At 39.3% G+C, this 886-nt stretch carries 1 pseudogene; it reads right to left on the bottom strand.

Annotated elements, in window-relative coordinates:
* Positions 1-408, bottom strand: a pseudogene (locus AB4507_RS07990) (YfcC family protein); the annotation flags it as partial.
* Positions 409-886: the final 478 nt, after the last annotated feature.

Genomic DNA, 886 nt, shown 5'->3' with positions numbered 1-886 from the left:
CAACTCTTCTCGCCCTTCTAATCGGGCGGTAACGCGTTCGATACCGGCATCAATCGCCCCCGTCTTAGTTACTAGTCCTAAGAAGCCACCAATGATTAGGATGAACAGCGAAACGTCGATTGCCGCAGCTTCATAGCTATTGTGGTCGTAGAAGCCGTCAATAGGCGCTAGCAGTACGTCAATCACGCCTTGAGGGTTACCTTCTACCGCTTGATAGGTTCCGGTTACGGGTATTTCTCGGCCTAGCTCTTCATTCATTGCTCGGTCGTATTGGCCTGCTGGAACAATCCAGGTAAGCAGAGCGACGAACGCTATCAGAATAAATAGAATGGTGTAGGCAGAAGGGAATTTAAAGTTGGCAAAGAAGCCGCCCTTTTTTTTCTCGCTTGGTATCGTTTGAGTTGTCATGGCTATCTCCTTACATCATCTTAAATAGAAGTGATGTGAATTAGCGACTAATGATTTATAGATTGTAAATACACGGACACTTATAAAGCACTCAACGATATAAAGTTGCTGACTTTAAATTAAGGTTTTTTATATTTACTAATCCAAATGAAGTTAGATTTAATTTAGCTGCGGTTATTTTATTCCTTACTTTGGTATTTAAGTTTGGTGCTGTTCACAAAAATAATGGCTAATGAATGGGCTGAAAAATGGCAGGAAATCGCCTAGGTTTTTTGGTTAGTTAGCTTGGATTAATATTCGTTGTGGATTAACTAGAAGTGGGAGGAGATTGATTTGATAGGTGTTGTTTATGATCGGTTTGAATAATCTTGGAATTTTATTCAAACTTTATTTTTAGGCGGTTTTTAAAGTTTATAATGGTTATTTGATGCGTATCAAATAACACATTGAGTAGAAAACAAAAAAGGAAGCCGAAGCT

This window comes from Vibrio sp. 10N.222.54.A3 (assembly GCF_041474095.1).
Lineage (GTDB): Bacteria > Pseudomonadota > Gammaproteobacteria > Enterobacterales > Vibrionaceae > Vibrio > Vibrio crassostreae_C.
The sequence above is the reverse complement of the archived record's forward strand: the minus strand, read 5'-3'. Positions and strand labels throughout refer to the sequence as shown.